13 protein-coding genes and 1 other annotated feature are annotated in these 16,211 nt (G+C 39.5%); of the genes, 2 read left to right on the top strand and 11 right to left on the bottom strand.

What is annotated here, in order from left to right:
* Nucleotides 1-30: 30 nt before the first annotated feature.
* The 3 genes from QUG14_RS25145 to QUG14_RS25135 all read right to left on the bottom strand — a co-directional run bounded on the left by QUG14_RS25145 (nucleotide 31) and on the right by QUG14_RS25135 (nucleotide 5,795).
* Complete coding sequence (locus QUG14_RS25145) at nucleotides 31-1,353, bottom strand: bifunctional folylpolyglutamate synthase/dihydrofolate synthase (protein ID WP_289343189.1); 1,323 nt, start codon at nucleotides 1,351-1,353, stop codon at nucleotides 31-33.
* A 72-nt stretch (nucleotides 1,354-1,425) separates the two neighbouring features.
* Nucleotides 1,426-4,071: a valine--tRNA ligase gene (locus tag QUG14_RS25140; protein WP_289343188.1), complete on the bottom strand. Its 2,646-nt coding sequence runs from the start codon at nucleotides 4,069-4,071 to the stop codon at nucleotides 1,426-1,428.
* A 71-nt stretch (nucleotides 4,072-4,142) separates the two neighbouring features.
* Nucleotides 4,143-4,384, bottom strand: a binding site (T-box leader).
* A gap of 91 nt (nucleotides 4,385-4,475) precedes the next feature.
* On the bottom strand, nucleotides 4,476-5,795 hold the full coding sequence (locus QUG14_RS25135; RefSeq protein WP_289343187.1) for an O-antigen ligase family protein: 1,320 nt from the start codon (nucleotides 5,793-5,795) through the stop codon (nucleotides 4,476-4,478).
* Between the two features lie 198 nt (nucleotides 5,796-5,993).
* Here QUG14_RS25135 and QUG14_RS25130 point away from each other — a divergent pair, with 198 nt between their 5' ends.
* Entirely contained in the window at nucleotides 5,994-6,191 is a 198-nt protein-coding gene (locus QUG14_RS25130) for a hypothetical protein (RefSeq protein ID WP_081954668.1), read from the top strand.
* A 15-nt stretch (nucleotides 6,192-6,206) separates the two neighbouring features.
* Here QUG14_RS25130 and ysxE read toward each other — a convergent pair whose 3' ends face one another.
* From ysxE to hemA, 8 genes are all read right to left on the bottom strand, one after another.
* Nucleotides 6,207-7,244 (bottom strand): spore coat protein YsxE, encoded by a 1,038-nt coding sequence (gene ysxE, locus QUG14_RS25125; RefSeq protein WP_289344233.1) that lies wholly within the window; start codon nucleotides 7,242-7,244, stop codon nucleotides 6,207-6,209.
* 84 nt (nucleotides 7,245-7,328) lie between these two features.
* Nucleotides 7,329-8,351, bottom strand: a complete 1,023-nt coding sequence (spoVID, locus tag QUG14_RS25120) for a stage VI sporulation protein D (RefSeq protein ID WP_483310757.1) — start codon at nucleotides 8,349-8,351, stop codon at nucleotides 7,329-7,331.
* A 188-nt stretch (nucleotides 8,352-8,539) separates the two neighbouring features.
* A complete protein-coding gene (gene hemL, locus QUG14_RS25115; RefSeq protein WP_289343186.1) occupies nucleotides 8,540-9,826 on the bottom strand; it encodes a glutamate-1-semialdehyde 2,1-aminomutase in 1,287 nt (428 codons plus the stop codon).
* Between the two features lie 27 nt (nucleotides 9,827-9,853).
* Nucleotides 9,854-10,834 (bottom strand): porphobilinogen synthase, encoded by a 981-nt coding sequence (hemB, locus tag QUG14_RS25110; RefSeq protein WP_289343185.1) that lies wholly within the window; start codon nucleotides 10,832-10,834, stop codon nucleotides 9,854-9,856.
* Nucleotides 10,835-11,180: 346 nt separating this feature from the next.
* Entirely contained in the window at nucleotides 11,181-11,954 is a 774-nt protein-coding gene (locus QUG14_RS25105; RefSeq protein ID WP_289343184.1) for a uroporphyrinogen-III synthase, read from the bottom strand.
* Nucleotides 11,948-12,886 (bottom strand): hydroxymethylbilane synthase, encoded by a 939-nt coding sequence (gene hemC / locus QUG14_RS25100; RefSeq protein ID WP_289343183.1) that lies wholly within the window; start codon nucleotides 12,884-12,886, stop codon nucleotides 11,948-11,950. Before hemC ends, QUG14_RS25105 begins: the two co-directional genes overlap by 7 nt.
* A 12-nt stretch (nucleotides 12,887-12,898) precedes the next feature.
* Complete coding sequence (locus QUG14_RS25095; protein WP_289343182.1) at nucleotides 12,899-13,732, bottom strand: cytochrome C assembly family protein; 834 nt, start codon at nucleotides 13,730-13,732, stop codon at nucleotides 12,899-12,901.
* A gap of 12 nt (nucleotides 13,733-13,744) precedes the next feature.
* Nucleotides 13,745-15,085, bottom strand: coding sequence for a glutamyl-tRNA reductase (hemA, locus tag QUG14_RS25090; RefSeq protein WP_289343181.1), 1,341 nt, complete (start codon nucleotides 15,083-15,085; stop codon nucleotides 13,745-13,747).
* Between the two features lie 355 nt (nucleotides 15,086-15,440).
* On the opposite strand from hemA, the gene QUG14_RS25085 reads away from it, so the two are divergent.
* On the top strand, nucleotides 15,441-15,929 hold the full coding sequence (locus QUG14_RS25085; RefSeq protein ID WP_289343180.1) for a LiaF transmembrane domain-containing protein: 489 nt from the start codon (nucleotides 15,441-15,443) through the stop codon (nucleotides 15,927-15,929).
* Nucleotides 15,930-16,211: the final 282 nt, after the last annotated feature.

The raw sequence follows: 16,211 nt of genomic DNA, 5'->3' as shown, positions 1-16,211 counted from the left end.
TACTCATTTTATCAAAAATACTTTAGCTTGTCATAGTGAAATCGTATTGTTTTTCAAAAATTCACATAAATACGGTTTAGCCTCAGAGATGAAGTACAGTGATCCTGTAACAACTAAAACGGAATTTGGCTGTAAATTCTGGATACAATTGGCAAGATGAGCATCCCATCTCTCACCAAACTTTTTGTTATCTGAATGACTTATTGCATACAAATCAACAGCATCTGCTGCACGAGGAAAATCAAACGATACAAACGAAATTTCATCTGCAATTTGATCTAATTGAGCAATCATTTTGTCTAGCTTTTTATCTTTTAATGCTGCAAATACAATATGAATGGAACGGTTAGAATACCGGTTTGAAAGTTCATGTACAAGTGCAGAAATCCCCTCGTCGTTATGTGCTCCATCAATAATAATGAGTGGATTATTCGAGATAATTTCAAATCTACCTGGCCAATAAGCTTTCTTTAAGCCTGTCCTTATTGCATTTTCAGTGATGGAAAAACTTTCATCCTGATTAATTGAATGTGCTGCCATAACGGCTAATGCAGCATTCTCCGTTTGATGCTGGCCAATCATATTGATTTCTAATCGTGTGTAGTGTTGATTAGCACTCTCCAATGTAAATTCTTCACCTGCTGATGTCGGTCTGTGGTTTGAAATTGAAAACTCCTGATTTAGGAGATACAGAGGGGCATGCATTTTTTTAGCTTGTTCTTTTATTACGTTAATAGCATTTGCGTTTTTAACTGCTGTAAAGGTTGGAACGCCTTCTTTGATAATCCCCGCTTTTTCAAAAGCAATTTCCTCGTACGTATGTCCAAGGATACTCGTATGATCAAGACCAATGTTTGTAATGATTGATGCTATTGGCTGTATAATATTTGTCGAATCAAACCTTCCACCCAATCCTACTTCATAAAGGACAATGTCCACTTGATTTACATTAGCAAAATAATAAAAAGACATTGCTGTGATGACCTCAAACTCAGTTGGTCCACCAAGTTCGGTTGCCTCTAATTCATCAGCAAGCGGGACAATAATATTGGTTAAGTGCAATATTTCTTCATCAGAGATGGGCTTTCCATTTACAGAGATTCGCTCATTAAATTGTTCAATATATGGTGAGGTAAAAGTGCCAACAGAATAGCCTTCTGCTTCAAGTATCGACCGCAAAAAGGTCACCGTTGAACCTTTGCCATTCGTACCACCAATATGTACGGTTTTCATTTTCAATTCTGGAGACCCGAGCCTCTCCATCATCCATTCCATTCGAGCAAGGCCTGGTTTAATGCCGAGCCTTAGTCTTGCATGAATCCAGTCAAGGGCTTCGCTATAAGTTGTAAACATCCATGACACCCCTTTTAAAATTATTTAAAAGAAGACGAATCCTAAAAATAGGACTCGTCATTAACTTGCTTCTTATAAGCCTTTTAATTCATTTAAGCGAGCTTCTATTAGTGCTCTTTTCTCGCGATAATCTTTTTCTTTTGCACGTTCTTCTAAAACAACACTTTCAGGCGCCTTTTTCATAAAGCCTTCGTTGTTTAATTTCTTTTCAACTCTTTCAACTTCTTTTGTAAATTTATCATACTCTTTTGTAAGTCGAGCAATTTCCTCTTCAATGTTAATCAATCCTTCTAGTGGAAGAATGATTTCCAATCCGGTGATGACTGCTGTCATTGCCTTTTCAGGTGTTTCAAGGTTGATCCCCATTTGTAATTCTTCTGGGTTACAGAACTTTTCAATATATGCTTGATTCTTTTCGATTGCTTTCAGAACGGAATCATCCTTCGCCTTTACAAGCATTTTAATCTTCTTGCTCATTGGCGTGTTTACTTCAGCACGGATGTTTCGAACGGAACGAATCATTTCCATTAACATCTTCATTTCTTGTGCTGCTTGTTCATCGCTGTATGCTGGATTTACTTCAGGCCACTTGGCAGTTGTAATTGATTCTCCAGAGTGCGGGAGGTTCTGCCAGATTTCCTCGGTAATGAATGGCATGAATGGATGTAGCAAACGCATTGTCTGATCAAGAACATGTGCAAGAATTGAACGAGTCGTTTTCTTTGCTGCTTCATCCTCACCATATAGAGGAAGTTTTGCCATCTCAATATACCAATCACAGAAGTCATCCCAGATAAAGTTGTATAATGCACGACCAGCTTCTCCAAATTCATAACGCTCAGAAAGCTTTGTTACACTTTCGATGGTTTCATTTAATTGCGTTAGAATCCATTTATCTGCAACTGATTTTTCACCGCTAAAATCAATTTCCTCATACGTCATGCCATCCATATTCATTAAGGCAAAACGAGAGGCATTCCAGATTTTATTGGCAAAATTCCAAGTGGATTCAACTTTTTCAAAGCTAAAGCGTAAATCCTGACCGGGTGCGCTTCCTGTTGAAAGGAAGTAACGTAAGGAATCGGCACCGTATTTGGCGATAACATCCATTGGGTCCACACCGTTACCAAGAGATTTACTCATTTTACGACCTTGTTCATCGCGAACTAAACCGTGAATTAGAACATCTTTAAATGGTCTTTCTCCGGTAAATTCGAGGCTTTGGAAAATCATCCGGGAAACCCAGAAGAAGATGATATCATAACCAGTTACAAGTACATCGGTTGGGAAGAAACGCTTAAAGTCTTCTGCCTCAACATTTGGCCAGCCCATTGTGGAGAACGGCCATAGTGCAGAACTAAACCACGTATCCAATACATCTTTATCCTGCTCCCAATTCTCAATGTCGGCAGGAGCTTCATGACCAACAAATACTTCGCCCGTTTGCTTGTGGTACCAAGCCGGAATTCGATGACCCCACCACAGCTGTCTGGAAATACACCAGTCACGGATATTTTCCATCCATCTCAGATAGGTATTTTCGAAGCGGTTAGGAACAAAGTTTACTTTATTCTCCTTGTTTTGAAGAGCAATGGCTTCATCCGCAAGTGGCTGCATTTTAACGAACCATTGTGTAGAAAGGTAAGGCTCAACAACTGCCCCGCTGCGCTCGGAATGACCAACAGAATGTAAATGCTCTTCAATTTTGAAAAGAACACCTTGTTCTTGAAGATCCTTAACAATTTGCTTACGGCATTCAAAACGGTCCAACCCTTTGTACTTTCCAGCTCTGTCATTCATGGTGCCGTCTTCGTTCATAACAAGAACACGCTCAAGATTATGACGGTTGCCAATTTCAAAATCGTTCGGGTCATGTGCAGGTGTAATTTTAACAGCCCCTGAACCGAATTCCATATCCACATAGTCGTCACCAACAATTTGGATTTCACGGCCAACGATTGGCAGGATAACGGTTTTGCCGATTAGGTGCTTATAGCGCTCATCTTCTGGATGAACGGCAACTGCTGTATCACCCAACATCGTTTCTGGACGAGTTGTCGCAACTTCAATATGTCCTGAACCGTCTGCTAACGGATATTTCATATGATAAAAGGCACCTTGAACATCCTTGTAAATAACCTCGATATCCGATAATGCTGTTTTAGTTGATGGATCCCAGTTGATGATGTATTCGCCGCGATAAATAAGACCTTTTTTATATAAAGTAACAAACACCTCACGTACGGCTGCAGATAATCCCTCATCAAGGGTGAAACGTTCACGGCTGTAGTCTAAGCCTAAACCTAGCTTAGCCCATTGCTGACGGATATGAGAAGCGTATTCTTCTTTCCACTTCCATGTTTCCTCAACAAATTTATCACGGCCTAAATCGTAGCGGCTTTTACCTTCACTGCGAAGCTTTTCTTCAACCTTCGCTTGTGTCGCGATTCCGGCATGGTCCATACCTGGAAGCCAGAGTACATCAAAGCCCTGCATCCGCTTCATGCGTGTAACGATATCTTGTAAGGTTGTATCCCAAGCATGACCTAAGTGTAACTTTCCAGTTACGTTTGGCGGCGGGATAACGATGGTGTAAGGTTGTTTTCCTTCGTCATTTTGTGCTTCAAAAAACTTTCCTTTAAGCCACCAATCATAGCGTCCTTGCTCAATCGACTGCGGATCATACTTAGTCGGCATGGTAATTTCTTTTGTTTCCATTTGACCATCTCCTTATTTCTCTTTTACGTCTTTAAATAAAAACTAGACAAACAAAAAACCCCATTCGTCAATAAAAGGACGAATGGAGTTTGCTTCGCGGTACCACCTTTTTTCCAACCATAAAGAAACTGTTTGGCGCTTAATTGGATAACGGATTTGATCCGTCTTCAACTAATAGGATTTTGAGAAATATCCGTTCGCTGAAGAAGCTCGAGGGCGACCTTCCGAGTGTCTGCTTAGGAATCCTTTCAGCTAGCGGCTTCCCTCTCTTTAAGCAGGTGAACATCGTACTCTTCCCTGTCTGTGCTTATGTATTTTTAATTATATTGTTTATACTACCCAAAAAGTGTTCTAGACGTCAATAATGATAGCCAATTTTTTTGTTTTTTATACTATATGAGCGATTATGCACTTTGGCTTTCCGTTTCTTGCTGGTTTATTTCCCCATTTTGACACTTTGCGCGATTAATGATGGCTGTCGATTTGGCTAATGTAATACCAAGAATTGACCAAAAAATTGGGGCAACCGGAACTGTACTAATATTAAAGAATGCTTGTACAACATACCCCATTATCGTTGCCATTACCCCATAAAGAAGAATCTTCTCTTTTCCTACAGCTAATTTTACTGCCTGTACAGCTCTTCTGAAAATTAACAATAGGAAACTCAAATAAATCAATAGTGCAGGAACACCAAGTGTAATCGCTATTTGCAAATATTCATTATGTGCCTTATCAACAACTTTTCCACCCAAGAAACCTTTTGTCTCTTCGTCATTAGGAAATGCGAACTCAAAGGAGTCAGGACCAGAACCTATCCAGAAATACTCTTTTACTAAAGGCAGTGATTTTTTCCAGATGTAGAAGCGTGATGAACCTTCATGCCCTGTGCTTTGATTCGTTGCAACCGTATATGACTCCTTAACAACCGAATTTATGCGTTGGGTATAATGACCTTGTTCGCTCATGTTAACCAAAAATAGCAGAACCATCATGGAAGCAGCTAACGTACCCCACCTCTTCCAAAGGAGCTTACGCTTCAAGACCACAAACAAAGTAATAAAAACGAATCCAACAAATACTCCAACATATCCACTCCGGGTATTTGAAAAGATGAGAGCCACAAAAGCTAAACAAAGCGAGATAAAATAAAGAGCCTGGTATTTCTTATGAGAAGCAATTAAATATATCGGCAGAGTGATAAGGATTGCCAATACAAGATACGATCCAAAGAAGTTAGGATTATCAAAGAAAGTATATGTACCACCATAATTTCTCATTGCACTATTCCTTGGAAGAAAATCCAATTGATAATGCTGCAAAATTCCATAAATGGATACAATCATCGAAACGATGGCCACTCCAGGAATCATTTTATTTATTTTCTCCTTATCCATTAATCGATAGGAAAAAAGGAAAACGCTAAAGTAGCAAAAATAGGAAATAAGCCCTTCTTTTCGATCAATCAAACCGTATACAGAGGTATATTTATTGGGAGAAAATGCTGTTGAAAGTTCTATTAATGTTAGGAAGAGCAACAATAGTACGACAATGGTTGAATCACCCTTGTCAGGCTTTAACGTTTTGAATTTTCGTTTAAACAGTATGTATAGCCATGTCCCGAGTACAAAGGCATATAAATACCCAGTTTTCGTTGAGGTATAGTAAGGATCAAAGCCCCAAGGATAAATTAATAATGGGAAAAGTATGATAAACCAATACATGTTTTTACTCCTTTTATTGCTTCTTAGAAATTAAATCTAGGACTTTATTATTATTTCATTTTTACCCTTTTGTTTCAATATAAGATTTATTTGTTTATGAAAAGTTGTAATGGGGGTTTTTTTCAAGAATTATGGGGAATTTACCCTGCATGAAGAATATACATAAAAGAAATGCCATTGTCGGAGAGGAAGGATGTTATGAAGCGGAGGAAATTCATTACCAAATACTCCTACACTCCCTGGTATCGTACCACTAGGAGAGTATGCGAGCAGCTGATTTTGCCGTTTACGATTTTTCAATTGATCCGGACACTGTTTATTCCCACGGTCTTTGATGTATTATTATTAAGTATTTTTATTGCGATTGCGGTTTCGATATATTTTGAAATTGTTTAGAGCCCTTTAGCAAGGTTACTGCTGCTGGGCTCCTTCTTTTGCCGCCTTTTCAAGTGCATCGATTTCTGTCATTCTCATTACAACATATTCTGAATTCTTCAAATGCCAGTATTTTCGCTGCAGCATCCGTACAAATTTCAGCTCATTTTTGGGCTGTTCTTTTTTATAAAAGCGTTCGACAACTTTGATTATCTGTATTGGATAAGCTAAATAACTAAAGAATAGCAGTTTTTCATCTTCTTTGTAAGGAAAGTATTTATTGTAATGCTGCACCCACTCAACAGCCTCATCATTTCGTTTTGGTTGAGTATTAAAAGAACGTGACAGGTATGGCAATAAATCATGAATCGGTGAGCCATAGCGGGCATTTTCGAAATTAATAAAATAACCATTACCCTTGTCATTATAAAGAAAATGCTCCGATGATAATTTTCCATGGGTAATCACCATTCGTGCCTTTTCATTTTCTTTTGTTTTCTCATACCATTCTTCGAATTTTGTTTTTGAAAAACGAAGCGCCTGTGAGATTTCGTTGTAGTACAGGCAATACAAAAGTTCAAAGGGCGACATATAGGTCTTTTTTTCACATTCATCGATGAACCCATCCAGAAACTCCTGATTCTTATCGAGAAGTTCAATGGTTTTTTCATAATGCTCTGCCCGTTCCTCTTTAATGACCGTGATCTCTTTGGCAGAAAGTGTGTGCAGTCTCGCTAATTCTCGAAATAGCTGCTGGTGTTTCTGCGTTCGGTCTTCCTTTACTTCATTCGACATCCACGGCATTAAATAATAGAGGGCTTTATTATGGAGGACTGCATATCTTCCATCCATTGTTGGATAAATGGGTACAATCCGATTATAGCCTTTTTGATAGAGAAGGTGGACATGGCGGACGAAATCAGTCCCCGTAGTCGGGTCGATTTTCTTCAGTGCAAATGTTCCTTTATCGGAGTAGATTTTTTTTATATTGCCGTATTCCTCAACGAAATAAGCTGTTATTTGATAGTTATTTAAGATGGGTATAAATGCTTCAACCTGATTGGAATAACTCATCAACATTCATCTGCCTTTCAACTAAGGAAACCTTAAAAAGATGTGAGCAGGTTATTCAAACCCGCTCACCCTGTTTTTAGTTGATTATTTTTTTGCAAGTGCAACAGGTACATATAATACTTGACCCTCATACACATCTTGATTGAGTTCAAGATTATTGTAACGCAGCAGATTTGGTACGGAAACGTCATAACGGTCAGCAAGTTTATCGAGTGTATCGCCCTTTTGGACAATGCAAACTTTTAATCTAGCTTGATCCGAACTGTCTTCCTTGCGGGCAAAGAATTCTGTTAGTGTCATTGATTTCTTTTTTGAAGCCTTCTTTTTCGCTTGTTTCGGTGGTGCTTCTGGTGAGGATGAACTTTCTTCAAAAACTGGTTCTTTCGGCTGCACTGCCTCTTCCACAACTGGTTCAGGCGGCGCTTCCTCGACGACTTCTTCTACTTCGTCAACAGGCTCACTCGCTTCACTTCTGGCAAACTCAAAGACGGCTGGCTGTTGAGGAAGTTCCTCTTCTTCAGGTTCTTCATACGTAAAGGTTGGGAATTTCGGAAAAACTTCAACCTTTTCCTCTTCTGACTGTTTTCTTGCTTCAGCCTCAAACAAGAAAGTATCTTGAAATTGATTCTCTTCTTCTGCTTGTGTTTCTTCTTTTTCCTCTACCTGATAACGATGGAGTACTTCAAACTCCTCTTCTTGCTCTACTACATCTTCTTGTTGTTGAGTTGAATCATACAACCCACTGATTGTTAATTCAGCAGATAGTTTTAGACAACTCCGCTCTGGGATGGAATAATCAAATGACTCCACAATAACATCGATATCATAAATGCTCTGAATTCGATTGTTTGGAATGGTAATATCAACAGGAAAACGATGTGAAAATTCACATATGCCTTCCTCTTGTGGATCCACTCTTTCTACGTACTTTTGGTTCGGTACATTTTCTTCCTCTTCCACTGTGCTTTCTTCATCATTTCTATATTCGCCTGTTAATTCCAGCGAACCACGGATGGTTACATATTGATCATTTTCCTGGATGGTAATATCCGGGTCTAGAGAAATCGACACAAGTTCAGCTACTTCCTGTCCCTTTCTAAACCACAAAGACTCCTCCAAGGAAAATCGCAGGCACGATTGATTCTCCTGAGACAAAGCGACTCCTCCTTTCGTTTCCTTTATGCAAAATCACTATGTCACTTACACAATATGAACATTAGCTTTTAAATATGATAAAAAAGCCTATTAAAGCAAAAAAACACTCACCAAGTATGGGTGAGTGTCTGAAATAGGTATTATTTAAGTTTTGAAAAAGCAATTTCTACTGCTTTGATGGTTTTTTCGATGTCTTCGTCGGTATGTGCTGTTGATAAGAACAAGCCTTCAAATTGAGATGGCGGCAAGAATACACCTTGCTCAGCCATTTCGCGATAGTACGCAGCAAAATATTCTAGGTTAGAGGTTTTTGCTGTTTCATAATTGATTACATCTTCATTCGTGAAGAAGAACCCAATCATCGAACCTGCACGGTTGAAAGTTACTGGAATATCGTATTTTTCAGCAGCTGCCAAAATACCTTTTTCCAGCATATCGCCTTTGCGTTTGAACTCTTCGTAATGCTCTGGTGTTAATTGACTTAATGTCTCATAACCAGCAGTCATCGCTAATGGATTTCCTGAAAGTGTTCCTGCTTGATAGATTGGACCGGCTGGAGCAATCTGGCGCATGATTTCTGATTTGCCACCGTAAGCACCAACTGGCAGCCCGCCGCCAATTACTTTACCAAGACAAGTGATATCCGGGGTTACATTAAAGTAGCCTTGTGCACAATTATAGCCAACACGGAATCCTGTCATTACCTCATCAAAAATGAGCAATGCTCCCTTTTCAGAAGTAATCTCACGAAGACCCTCTAAAAATCCAGGAAGTGGCGGTACAAGTCCCATATTACCGGCAACTGGTTCAACGATAATACAAGCAATATCATCCCCGAACTGTTCAAAAGCGTATTTTACGCCTTCAAGGTCATTGTATGCTACTGTAATCGTGTTCTTAGCCACACCCTCTGGGACGCCAGGGCTGTCTGGTAATCCAAGTGTAGCGACACCAGAGCCTGCTTTAATCAATAGGGAATCACCATGACCATGGTAGCAGCCTTCAAATTTTAAAATCTTATTACGGCCTGTGTAGCCACGTGCTAGGCGAAGCGCACTCATGGTCGCTTCTGTTCCCGATGATACCATCCTTACCACTTCTATCGATGGAACACGTTCAATCACAAGCTTAGCTAGTTCGTTTTCCATTAAGGTTGGTGCACCGTAACTTGTACCAAGCTCAGCCACCTTTTTAATGCCTTCGACTACACGATCGTTTGTATGACCAAGAATCAACGGTCCCCATGATAATACATAGTCAATATATTCATTGCCATCGATATCATAGATTTTAGAACCTTTTCCTCTTTCCATAAAAATTGGATCCATATTGACAGATTTAAAGGCACGTACCGGGCTATTCACACCGCCGGGCATTAAGTCTTGAGCTTGTTTAAATGCTTCTACTGATTTTGTATATGAGCGCATTTTTGGGTTCCTCTTTTCGAGTTGTAATTATTCTTCTTCTTTTAACCAGCGGCATGCGTCTTTAGCAGCATATGTGATAATCAGGTCAGCGCCTGCACGTTTGAATGCAATTAACATTTCCAAAACTGTTTTTTTCTCATCAATCCAGCCGTTTGCTGCAGCTGCTTTGACCATGGAATATTCACCGGAAACATTATACGCAACAACTGGAAGATTAAAGTTATTTTTAACATCACGTACAATATCAAGATAAGGCATACCTGGTTTAACAATTAAGAAATCTGCGCCTTCAGCAACATCAGATTCTGCTTCTCTAAATGCTTCCATTCGGTTAGCAGGGTCCATTTGGTACGTTTTACGATCACCAAACTGCGGAGCGCCCTCTGCTGCTTCACGGAACGGTCCGTAAAAAGAAGATGCATATTTAACAGCATAAGACATGATTGGAATTTCTTTAAAGCCTGCTTCGTCTAAACCGGCGCGAATGGCTGTAACAAAGCCGTCCATCATGTTTGAAGGAGCTATGATATCTGCACCTGCTTCAGCTTGAGCAATGGCTGTTTTTACAAGTAATTCAAGCGATGGATCATTTAAGACTTTGTCGCCTTCAACCATTCCACAGTGTCCATGGCTGGTATATTCGCACAGGCAAGTATCCGCAACAATAATCATCTCAGGATAGTGTTCTTTTATGTAACGAGTGGCAACCTGAATGATGCCGTGGTCATGGAACGCTTGTGTTCCACACTCATCTTTTGTTGCAGGAATTCCAAATAATAAAACAGATTTAATTCCGTGTGCAACGATATCATCCATTTCAGCTTTAAGATTGTCCATTGATACTTGGAATACTCCTGGCATAGAAGATACTTCTCTTCGGATGTTTTCACCTTCGTAAATAAATAGCGGATAGATGAAATCCTCTGGTCGTAGGTGGTTTTCTCTTACTAGTGCACGCATGTTAGCGCTTGAACGTAATCGGCGATGACGTGAAAATTGAAGTTCCATTTATATTTACCCCCAAATTATATTTTTCTTAGGCTGTGAAAAGTAGTCTGTTGATTTCCACTCCACTAAGGAATGCTTCTTCGATTAATCACCGCAGGGACAGGCGGTCTTTGCCTGTCCCGAGGCACTTCGCTTTCCGCAGGCGTTGCGGTGAGCCTCCTCGGCGCTAAAGCGCCTGTGGGGTCTCACCCGCTCCGTACTCCTGCAGGACATTGATTTTCTTCCTCGAATTCTCCCACGCACGAAGAAAATGCGATAGCATTTTCGAGGAGTCTTCGTGCCTTCCGTTCCAATCAACAGACCCTGCCAAAATAATTATTTGTTTACACACAGCCTTAACCTATAATCATTTTGCTAAAAAATTTATCGTGCTTATTATCATTTCTTTCACGGTATATTCTGTTGGTGATACGTGCACCGGTAATCCAAAGGCACGTATCTTCCTCTCCGTAACTGGGCCAATGCAACTTATTACACATCTATCAATATGGCTCTCAAGTTGATACTTCTTCACAACGCTCATGAAGTGATTTACAGTCGATGGACTTGTAAACATTAAGATATCAAGTTCATCTTGTGCAATTATTTTTGCTAGTTTTTCCGTGCTTTCTTCTGGCATGTAAGTCTCGTAAATCACAATTTCATCGACAAGGACACCATGGTTACTTAAAGCAGTAGAGATATACTCTCGCGCTAGATTTCCCTTAGGGATCAGCACTTTAGACCCACTACGTACAAGCGATAGAAATTCGTCGGTAAATACCTCGGTTACATAGGCAGATGGTACGAACTCTGTTTTAAACCCTCTTTCCTGCAATACCTCTTCCGTTTTCTTGCCAATCACCGCAATTTTCGGAAAAGACTTAGGTTCTGCCTTTTTATAAAAAGAAAAGAAAGTTTCCACAGTGACATTGCTAGTAAAAATAATCCAGTCATATGTATCAATCTGATTTATAGCATTTTGCAGTTGCTGAGTGAATTCAATCGGACGAAATGCAATAAGAGGGATTTCGATTGAAATCCCTCCATACTTTTCGACAAGTTGTGAAAAGGATTTTGCCTGGCCCGCTCCACGAGGAACAAGGACCTTTTTGTCTAACAAACCTAATGGTTTTAGCATTGACCTTCGAGCTCCCGTTTAACCTTTTCAATAAGGTCTTTAGCTCCTTTTTCAATTAATAGGTCGGCTGCTTGAATACCAAGTTCCTCTGGGTTCGTTCCTCTAAGTTCTTCTTTGAAGATTTCTTGTCCTTCAGGAGAAGCAACTAATACAGTAAGAACGATGTCATCATTATCTGCTATTTGAGCGAAACCAGCAATTGGCACCTGGCAGCCGCCTTCCATTTTTTGAAGGAAAGCACGTTCAGCTCTTACAGCTCTTTCTGTTTTTTTACAAGTGAATTTTTCAAATAGTTCAAGTAGTTCTTTATCATCTTCACGGCATTCGATGGATAATGCACCTTGACCAACTGCTGGTACACAAAGATCGGCATCAATAAATTCGGTAACCGTATCAGAAGTCCAGCCAAGACGAGAAAGGCCGGCAGCAGCAAGAATAATAGCGTCATATTCTTCTTCCTGAAGCTTTTGTAATCTCGTATCAACATTCCCACGGATCCATTTAATTTCTAAATCAGGGCGCTGTGCTAATATCTGAGCGCTGCGGCGAAGACTGCTCGTGCCGATAATCGCCCCTGGCTTTAAATCCTTTAACTTAATATGATCTCTTGAAATCAATGCATCACGGTGGTCCTCACGGAAAGGAATACAGCCGATGGTTAAACCGTCAGGAAGTACAGCTGGCATGTCCTTCATGCTATGAACAGCCATATCAATTTCATTATCCATCATCGCTTGTTCGATTTCTTTCACGAACAATCCTTTTCCGCCTACTTTTGAAAGAGTTACATCAAGGATTTTATCTCCTTTGGTAACAATTTCTTTTACTTCAAATTCAAAAGGTCCTCCGAGCTTTTTCAGTTGCTCAATCACCCAGTTTGTTTGTGTTAATGCCAATTTGCTGCGTCTAGAACCTACGATAATTTTTCTCATGACTGCCTCCTATTATGAATACCAAAAATGGAACGATGATAATTGACCAAAAAGGAAAAAGTTAATTAAAACAACTAAAAATGAACCGACATTCCAAAGTGCTAATTGTCTGCCAGACATGTCTCTGCCAATATGCAGATACAAATAGATACTGTATCCTGTTAATAATAAAAAGGAACCAATTATTTTCATATCGTACCATGGCATCCCTGGAACTTTTAAAAAGGCCCATTGTAATCCGAGGATCAGACTTAATAACAGCATTGGAACCCCAATCACTACTAAAATATAAGAGGAACGTTCTAGCTTGCTTAAATCTGCAAGTCTCAAAAGTCTAGTTCCCCACTTTTTCCTTTTCAATAAATCATATTGAATCAGATAGAGAAGCGATAGGACAAAAGACACAGAGAAGGCCCCATACGAGAGAATGGCCATTGTGATATGTATAAGTAAGAGTTCAGACATCAGCTGGTTGCTTATTACATGGGAATCATATTTAATTGGTGCAAATGTATGAATAGCGATAACAATAAATCCAAGGATATTCGTAAAAAAGACGATGAAATCGACCTTTAGCAGTCGGTTAATTCCAAGTGATAGCGTGACCAATACCCAGGCATAAAAATATAAGCCCTCAAAGATGGTTAACGCTGGAAACCTCCCTGTTTTTAACATATAGGAAGTTAGGAAAATAGTTTGTAAAACCCATACAAACGCAAGTAACCAGAAGGCGATACGGTTTGCCTTCCGGTTATGGTGAATGAAATCGAAAAAATATAACAACACACTGAAGGCATATAGGACTACTGTTAATTCGTGCAGCCGCGTCATATGGAAGTCAAACATAATTAGTACCTCTTATGACTGAAAGGAAGCCTGCGGGACATGAACCATTGCATCATTGGTTTCGGCTGCTTTCGTTTGTTTTTCAACAAGTTCTTCAATCTTAAATATTTTCATAAATAAATCCAAAGCCTCTTCAGCGTCCGGACGAGCAGCCAATTCTTTTGCTTGTAAGATAGGATCTTTTAATAGCTGGTTGATAATACTCTTTGTATGTTTATTTAATACCTTTCTATCACGGTCTGATAAATGCGGCAGCTTGCGTTCAAGACTCACCATCGTTTCAGCTTGAATCGCACCAGCCTTATCTCGAAGAGCCGAGATAACAGGGACCACTCCAAGCATTCCTAGCCATTGTTTGAAATCGACAATTTCCTTCTCAATCATTAGCATGATTACTTGTGCAGCTTTCTTCCGCTCCTGAAGGTTTGCTTCAACAATTCCTTCTAAATCATCGATATCATATAAAAATACACTATCAAGTTCAGCAATTTTCGGATCCAAATCACGTGGAACCGCGATATCAACCATAAATAATGGCTTACCCTTACGCTTTTTCTCGACTTTTTCCATCATCGTTTTCGTGATGACAAAACCTTTGGCACCAGTAGAACTAATTAAGATATCCGCCTTCATTAATGTCTTTTCGAGTTCATCAACAGTTTTTGCTTCTCCCGCAAAACGGTTAGCAAGAACTTCTGCTTTTTCAAATGTACGATTAATAACGGTAACTTTCTTAACACCATTGCCATGAAGATTTTGAGCTGCTAACTCACCCATTTTGCCTGCACCGTAAATTAACACATGCTTATTCTCTAGTGAACCGAAAATTTTCTTTGCTAGTTCAACTGCAGCATAGCTGACTGAGACTGCATTTGCGCCAATATCCGTTTCAGCGTGTCCACGTTTCGCAACGGTAATTGCCTGCTTAAATAGTTGGTTGAAGACTGTTCCTGTTGTTCCCTGTTCTTGGGCTAGGATAAAACTCGAACGAACCTGCCCTAATATTTGTGTTTCCCCTAAAACCATTGAATGGAGACCGCATGTCACCTTGAATAAATGCTCAATCGCACCATCTTCCTCGTAAATAAATAGGAATGGTGAAAACTCAGCTTGTTCAATTCCGAACCACTCAGATAAAAATTCTTTAATATAATAGCGTCCAGTATGCAACTGATCCACAACTGCATAAATTTCCGTACGATTACACGTGGATACGATTATATTTTCTAAGATGCTTTTTTTCGTATTTAATTTCTTTATTGCATCTCCAAGTTCAGATTCATTAAATGTCAACCGCTCACGGATTTCCACAGGGGCAGTTTTATAGTTTAAACCGATAACTACAATATGCATTTTCTAAGAACACCCCCAATAAGTAATACAATAACTACTAATACCTTATTAACTAGTCTGATTATAACACGGGATTTTTCAACTTTTACCCGATAAATGTGAACAGAAAACGAAAGAATATGTTACTATAAAAAGCGGAAGCGTCTTGTCCAGAGGCGACAGGCATAAGACGAGCCGGCATGAAGGTTGCTCTTTAACCTTCTTGACGGATTGGCTTATGACCCCGAGCCTCTAGACGCTGGAGCTAGCCTAATAAATAGGAAAAAAGTTAAGTAATTAATAAATATATCATCTTATGTACAGTACCAAAAAAAAGAACGAGATTCAAGTAAACCTTTCTGGAAGTGGTGTTAAAATGAAGAACCAACGGATTTTTCCGGGAATTATTCTCATAGGCTTTGGAGCATTCCTTTTCCTGCAGCAATCTGGATTTACTGCTCTACAGACATTGTATTCATGGCCAACTTTACTTATAATCGTTGGCGTAGCTTTTTTAGGACAAGGATATTCAGCAAAAGATTATGAAGCGATTTTACCAGGAGTCATCATCTCGGGTTTTGGACTTCATTTTCATCTCGCTGGAAAGATCGCATTCTGGCCCAACAATACCATTGGGATGCTTGTCTTATTTATCTCGATTGGCTGCTTTCTCCGTTTTCAAAAAAACAATAATGGTTTATTTCAAGCCTTTCTCTTTTTAGTATTGGCATTATTGCTATTATTTTACGACAAAGTTGCAGAATATCTTGGATTACTTCAAAATGGCCTTAGTTTTGTCTGGAAGTTTTGGCCGGCGATTATTATTCTTGTCGGAATCTACTTTCTTTTTAGAAAGAAAAAATAACGTCAGGCAGCGAGTGATCCTTAATCGTGTAAACAGCATAGGTAAAATAAGCGGAGGATTTCCGCTTATTTGCAGAATCGGGTTCGTTTCAGGGAAAATAAGCGGAGTTTTTCCGCCTAAGCAATACAAAATTCCCCATTTTCACGGTTTTCGAGGTCAATAGGCGGAATCTCTCCGCCTATTTTAGCTATTATTATGAGTATTTACTAAATAGGCGGAATTTTTCCGCCTATTTATCAGAGCAGGTGCTAACCTGATTCTCAGCCGAACCCAACCTTGATA

Source organism: Neobacillus sp. CF12 (genome assembly GCF_030348765.1).
Lineage (GTDB): Bacteria > Bacillota > Bacilli > Bacillales > Cytobacillaceae > Neobacillus.
Note: the sequence above shows the minus strand (reverse complement) of the source record. Positions and strands in the feature narration are given on the sequence as shown.

What these genes read in the sequence shown, in the direction of transcription:
- QUG14_RS25145 (WP_289343189.1), bottom strand. Translation starts at nt 1,353, where the DNA reads ATGTTTACAACTTATAGCGAAGCCCTTGACTGGATTCATGCAAGACTA.
- QUG14_RS25140 (WP_289343188.1), bottom strand. Translation starts at nt 4,071, where the DNA reads ATGGAAACAAAAGAAATTACCATGCCGACTAAGTATGATCCGCAGTCG.
- QUG14_RS25135 (WP_289343187.1), bottom strand. Translation starts at nt 5,795, where the DNA reads ATGTATTGGTTTATCATACTTTTCCCATTATTAATTTATCCTTGGGGC.
- QUG14_RS25130 (WP_081954668.1), top strand. Translation starts at nt 5,994, where the DNA reads ATGAAGCGGAGGAAATTCATTACCAAATACTCCTACACTCCCTGGTAT.
- ysxE (WP_289344233.1), bottom strand. Translation starts at nt 7,244, where the DNA reads ATGAGTTATTCCAATCAGGTTGAAGCATTTATACCCATCTTAAATAAC.
- hemL (WP_289343186.1), bottom strand. Translation starts at nt 9,826, where the DNA reads ATGCGCTCATATACAAAATCAGTAGAAGCATTTAAACAAGCTCAAGAC.
- hemB (WP_289343185.1), bottom strand. Translation starts at nt 10,834, where the DNA reads ATGGAACTTCAATTTTCACGTCATCGCCGATTACGTTCAAGCGCTAAC.
- QUG14_RS25105 (WP_289343184.1), bottom strand. Translation starts at nt 11,954, where the DNA reads ATGCTAAAACCATTAGGTTTGTTAGACAAAAAGGTCCTTGTTCCTCGT.
- hemC (WP_289343183.1), bottom strand. Translation starts at nt 12,886, where the DNA reads ATGAGAAAAATTATCGTAGGTTCTAGACGCAGCAAATTGGCATTAACA.
- QUG14_RS25095 (WP_289343182.1), bottom strand. Translation starts at nt 13,732, where the DNA reads ATGTTTGACTTCCATATGACGCGGCTGCACGAATTAACAGTAGTCCTA.
- hemA (WP_289343181.1), bottom strand. Translation starts at nt 15,085, where the DNA reads ATGCATATTGTAGTTATCGGTTTAAACTATAAAACTGCCCCTGTGGAA.
- QUG14_RS25085 (WP_289343180.1), top strand. Translation starts at nt 15,441, where the DNA reads ATGAAGAACCAACGGATTTTTCCGGGAATTATTCTCATAGGCTTTGGA.